At 73.9% G+C, this 4867-nt stretch carries 4 protein-coding genes; 1 reads left to right on the top strand and 3 read right to left on the bottom strand.

Features of this window, described 5'->3' with window-relative positions:
- Window positions 1-680 precede the first annotated feature (680 nt).
- From ACIQUQ_RS35225 to ACIQUQ_RS35215, 3 genes are all read right to left on the bottom strand, one after another.
- Window positions 681-2381, bottom strand: coding sequence for a GAF domain-containing protein (locus ACIQUQ_RS35225; protein ID WP_403984262.1), 1701 nt, complete (start codon window positions 2379-2381; stop codon window positions 681-683).
- Window positions 2382-2524: 143 nt separating this feature from the next.
- Entirely contained in the window at window positions 2525-3514 is a 990-nt protein-coding gene (locus ACIQUQ_RS35220; RefSeq protein WP_403984260.1) for an Acg family FMN-binding oxidoreductase, read from the bottom strand.
- Between the two features lie 120 nt (window positions 3515-3634).
- Window positions 3635-3979 carry a zinc ribbon domain-containing protein YjdM gene (locus tag ACIQUQ_RS35215; RefSeq protein ID WP_403984258.1) on the bottom strand — a complete coding sequence of 115 codons (345 nt, stop codon included), beginning with the start codon at window positions 3977-3979 and terminating at the stop codon, window positions 3635-3637.
- 122 nt (window positions 3980-4101) lie between these two features.
- Here ACIQUQ_RS35215 and ACIQUQ_RS35210 point away from each other — a divergent pair, with 122 nt between their 5' ends.
- Window positions 4102-4401 (top strand): dsRBD fold-containing protein, encoded by a 300-nt coding sequence (locus tag ACIQUQ_RS35210; protein WP_403984256.1) that lies wholly within the window; start codon window positions 4102-4104, stop codon window positions 4399-4401.
- Window positions 4402-4867: the final 466 nt, after the last annotated feature.

The following is a 4867-nucleotide window of genomic DNA, read 5'->3' as shown; positions in this document are numbered from 1 at the left end:
GGCCCGGAAGGCAAAGCCCTCGGCGGACACCCCCAGGAAGGACGCCCAGGGGGGACACCTCAGGCCTGACGGTGCCGGGTGCGATTCCCCGCACCAAGGCAAGCCCCCGCCCCATGGGGCGGACGCGACAGCGTCCGTAGGCCCGCTGCTCGTCTCGGCGGCCTCCGGGCCGTCTGTGCCCCTTCATAAGCCGCCACAGATCGCTACGCGCTCCCGCCGGCCCGGCGGCAGCCAGGCCGTCCGGGGCTGATGAGGGAACCCGCACTGCCATCGGTGCCGGGTCCGAGCCCTCCCGGCGTCTGGACCCGCGGATCACCTGCCCACAGTTCCGCTCAGCGGATCTCAACGCCAGGCAGGTGCCGGTTGACTCCTGCCGGGAGGCTGCGCCGTTGTTCTCCCGTGCCGGAGGGGTGATTCGTGCCGGGTCCGAGCCCTGCCGGCGCCTGGACCCGCGGATGACCTGCCGACAGTTCCGCTCAGCGGACCTCACGACCCGACAGGCGCCGGAGCCCTCGTGCCGGGAGGTCGCGGCGTGCTTTTCGTCATGCCGGTGGGCGATTCGTGGCGGGTCCGAGCCCTGCCGGCGTCTGGACCCGCGGATGACCGGTCGACAGTTCCGCTCAGCGGATCTCAGGGCCCCGGGAGGGGCGGGCCCGCGCCCGCCCCTCGTGTCTTGTGGCTCAGGCCGGGGACGACGCGCGGGTGCGCGGCATCAGTGGTGCCGTCCACGCGAGGCGGCTGCCGCCCGATTCCGGGCGCTCGATCGTGAACGCGCCGCCCACGCTGCGGGCACGGGCCGCCAGGTTGCCCAGGCCGCTGCGCCGGCCCTGGTCCGGGATGCCGCGGCCGTTGTCGTCCACCGACAGCACCACCTCGTCGGCCGTGGCGCGCAGGGCCACCCGTACCCGGGTCGCGTGCGCGTGCCGCGCCGCGTTGCTCAGCAGCTCCGCCAGGGCCGCCAGCACGTGGTCCGCCACCTCCGGGGCCACATCCGTGTCCAGCAGACCCTCCATGGTCAGCTGCGGGGCGAACCCCAGGGAGGAGGCGGCCTCCCCGACCGCCCGGGCGGCCCGGGCCCGCAGCCCCGGCTCCGAGGCCGGATCCGTCGCCCGCAGTCCGAAGATGGTCGAGCGGATGATCTTGATGGTTTCGTCGAGGTCGTTCACCGCACGCGACACGCGGTCCGCCGCCCCCTCGTGCGTGACCAGCCGCGCCGCGCTCTGCAGCGTCATGCCGGTCGCGAACAGCCGCTGGATCGCCAGGTCGTGCAGGTCCCGGGCGATCCGGTCCCGGTCCTCCAGCAGCGCGATCTGCTCCGCGTCCCGCCGCCGGTCGGCCAGCTCCAGCGCCAGCGCCGCCTGCCCGGCGAACGCCGTCAGGGGCTGGATCTCCGCGTCGGTGAACACCGGCCCGCCCAGGTCCCGGGCCAGCAGCAGCACCCCCCGGTGCCCGTCGGGACCCGTGCCCAGCGGCACCGCCACGGCCGGCCCCAGACCCATCCGCGACCACAGCCCGCCGGCGTACCGGTCGTCCTCGGCCAGACACCCCGACACCGCGGGCAGCCCGCTGGTCCGGCTCGCCCCCGCCAGCGTGCCCGACACGGACACGACGGCTCCGCGGCGCTCGTTCTCCGCCGCCCCGACCGCCAGCTCGACGATCAGGCCGTCCGTACCCGTGAGCGGCACGACCAGGTCGGCCAGGCGGGCCCCGGTGATCTCCCGGGCCCGGCGCGCGATCAGCTCCATCACGTCCGTGCGCGGCCCGTCCGACAGCAGCCGCTGGGTGATCTCGGCGTTCGCCTCCAGCCACCGCTGCTGGCGCTGCGAGGCCTCGTACAGGCGCGCGTTGTCGATGGCCACCCCGGCCGCGACGGACAGCGTCGTGATCACCGCCTCGTCCTCGGCGTCGAAGTCCAGCCCGCCGCGCTTGTCGGTCAGGTACAGGTTGCCGAAGACCTCCTCCCGCACCCGGATCGGGACGCCCAGGAAGGTCCGCATCGGCGGGTGGTCCGCCGGGAAACCGTACGAGGACGTGTGCGCCGCGATGCTGGTCAGCCGCAGCGGTTCCGGGTGCCGGATCAGCTCGCCCAGCAGCCCGTGCCCGGCTGGCAACGGCCCGATCCGGGCGATCTGCGTGTCCGGCAGACCCACCGTCAGGAACTGCGAGAGCGTACGGCCGTCCGGCCCGATCACGCCCAGCGCACCGTACTCGGCGTCGACCAGCAGGGCCGCCGCCTCCACGATCCGGCGCAGCACCTGCGACAGATCGAGCTCCCGGCCCACCGAAACCACTGCCTCCAGCAGGCTGTGCACCCGGTCCCGGGTACCCCGCACCGCGTCGATGCGGACCTGCAGTTCCTCCAGCAGCTCGTCGAGTCTCATCTTGGGAACCTTCGACAGCCCCTGGTCCGCCACGCCCACCAGCCCCTCCTGTGCACTTCACGCCGTGTGCCAGGGTATCGACGGCGAGGGGCGCCCGCAGGACGTTGACCGGCCGATGGGCAGAACGTGCTCCCGGGACGGGCTCAACGCCCCTCCAGCACCTCCAGCACCTCCGCCACCGGACGCCGGGGCGACGCCGGGCCCGGAGGACCGTAGCCGTACCGGACCACCATCTGCACGTGCCCCGTACCCTCCAGCGGATCGCGTACGGTGGGCCGGAGTTCGGGCCATTCCAGCGGCTGCGAAGTCATCGAGGTGACCAGCCCGTCCGCTGTGGCGCGCAGCAGCACCCGGTGCAGCGCCTGCCCCGCCCGCAGCCAGTCCGCGGGCCCGTCGCCCCGCGTCCCCAGCAGCGCGATGGCGGGCCGCCGCTCGAACACCGCCCAGCCGCGGTCCGGTACGTGCATGGCCCGGCCGAAGTCCCGTACGCCCGCACCCGATCCGGACCGCACCGGCCCGAAGGCCGCCGCAGGTACGCCGTCGGCCTCGCCCGCACCACCACCGCGCATCCACGCGGCCGTCTCGGCCCGCAGTCCGGCGTCCATGTCCTCACGGTGCTCGGCATCCTGAACCAGCGTCAGCACGGTGTCGGTGTGCCAGTCGTCCGGCACCGCCAGCCGGCAGCCCTCCAGCAGCGCCGCCGCCCGCAGGCCGTCCACGATCGCCGCCGGCACCTCCTCGTCCCGGAACGGGAACCGGCTCGTGTGCCGCGCGAGCAGCGCCGGACGGAGCGCGGCGAGCTCCTCCTCGGGTGCGCCTCCCGGGGTCAGCCGTGCCGAGGCGAACAGCCAGGGATCGGCCGGGTCGGGCAGCAGCTCCACGGCGCAGGACAGCCCCGCCCGGGCGGCGGACACCCGCAGCCCGAACAACGCCGCCCCGCACCCGAGGTGCAGCGCCCGGTGCTCGGGGTCGGCATGGGGAACGGCCCGGCCGAGGTCCCCGCGCAGGTCCAGCGTGCCGGACGCGTGCCGCAGCACGAACCGCCAGGGCTGGGCGTTGTGCATGGACGGCGCACGGGCGGCGTCCTCGACGAGCGCCACGACGGTGGCGAGGTCCGGAAGGGTGCTGACCATGGGACTTCCTCCTGCCCTGCGGCTCGGTACCCCGCGTCCAGCCTAGGCAGGGGGCCTCGCCACGTAATGGGCCGAACGGCCCACCCGAGGGTCCCCACCGGACCTACTTCACGCGCCCGCTCACACCTTCTTGACCACGCTGGACTTCAGCTGCATCGCACCGAACCCCTCGATCCGGCAGTCGATGTCGTGCCCGTCGACCCCGTCGACCAGCCGGATGTTCCGCACCTTCGTCCCCGCCTTGATCCCCGAGGCGCTGCCCTTGACCTTCAGGGCCTTGACCACGGTCACGCTGTCACCGTCGTGCAGGACGTTCCCGACGGAGTCCCGCACCACCCGCTCCTCCGCGGCCCCGGCCTCGCCCGGCACCCACTCGTGCCCGCACTCGGGGCAGACCATGAGGGAGTTCATCTCGTAGGTGTACTCGCTGGAGCACTGGGGGCACGGGGGCAGGGTCGCGGTCATTCGGTTTCCTGAGGACGCAGTCGTACGGACGCCTTCACGCTACGTCATCGCCGCCGGACGGCGACAATGGACGCAGGGCGCGAAGCGCCGGGCCCACCCGGCCCGCGCCGCTGGAGGAAGCCATGTCACACACGGTCGAATGGCAGGTCCGCCTCTCGCTCCTGGAGGACCAGGGCACGACCAGCGCCAGCCTGGAGGTCGACACCGGCACCGCCACGCTCACGGGCCACGGCACGGCCAGGTGCGCGCCCCAGGACACCGACATCCCCGCGGTGGGCGACGAGCTGGCGGCGGCCCGGGCCCTGGAAGACCTCGCAGTCCAACTGCGCCGCACGGCGTACGGCGACATGCAGGCCGCGGGCGCCCCCTCGGCAGGCTCGCTGAAACCGTACGCGGGCTGGCTGGACATGTCGGCGTCGTGAGACGGGGAGCCGGCGCCTGTCGGGTCGTGAGGTCCGCTGAGCGGAACTGTGGGCAGGTCATCCGCGGGTGCAGACGCCGGGAGGGCTCGGACCGGCATGATTCGCCCGCCGGCATGGCGAAAAGCACGCCGCGGCCTCCCGGCAGGAGTCAACCGGCACCTACCGGGCCGTGAGATCCGCTGAGCGGAACTGTCGACAGGTGATCCGCGGGTCCAGACGCCGGCAGGGCTCGGGCCCGGCACCGATGGCAGTGTGGGCTCCCTCATCAGCCCCGGACGGCCTGGCGGCCGCCGAGACGGCCGAAGCGCGTAGCGATCGGTGGCGGCTTATGAACGGGCACAGACGGCCCGGAGGCCGCCGAGACGAGCAGCGGGCCTACGGACGCTGTCGCGTCCGCCCCGTGGGGCGGGGGCTCGCTTTGGTGCGGGGAGTCGCACCCGGCACCGTCAGGCCTGAGGTGTCCCCC

Source organism: Streptomyces sp. NPDC101118 (genome assembly GCF_044759445.1).
Classification (GTDB): domain Bacteria; phylum Actinomycetota; class Actinomycetes; order Streptomycetales; family Streptomycetaceae; genus Streptomyces.
Note: the sequence above shows the minus strand (reverse complement) of the source record. Positions and strands in the feature narration are given on the sequence as shown.

Excerpts from the sequence above, each read along its gene's own strand:
- ACIQUQ_RS35215 (WP_403984258.1), bottom strand. The coding sequence starts at position 3,979 with ATGACCGCGACCCTGCCCCCGTGCCCCCAGTGCTCCAGCGAGTACACC.
- ACIQUQ_RS35210 (WP_403984256.1), top strand. The coding sequence starts at position 4,102 with ATGTCACACACGGTCGAATGGCAGGTCCGCCTCTCGCTCCTGGAGGAC.
- ACIQUQ_RS35225 (WP_403984262.1), bottom strand. The coding sequence starts at position 2,381 with ATGAGACTCGACGAGCTGCTGGAGGAACTGCAGGTCCGCATCGACGCG.
- ACIQUQ_RS35220 (WP_403984260.1), bottom strand. The coding sequence starts at position 3,514 with ATGGTCAGCACCCTTCCGGACCTCGCCACCGTCGTGGCGCTCGTCGAG.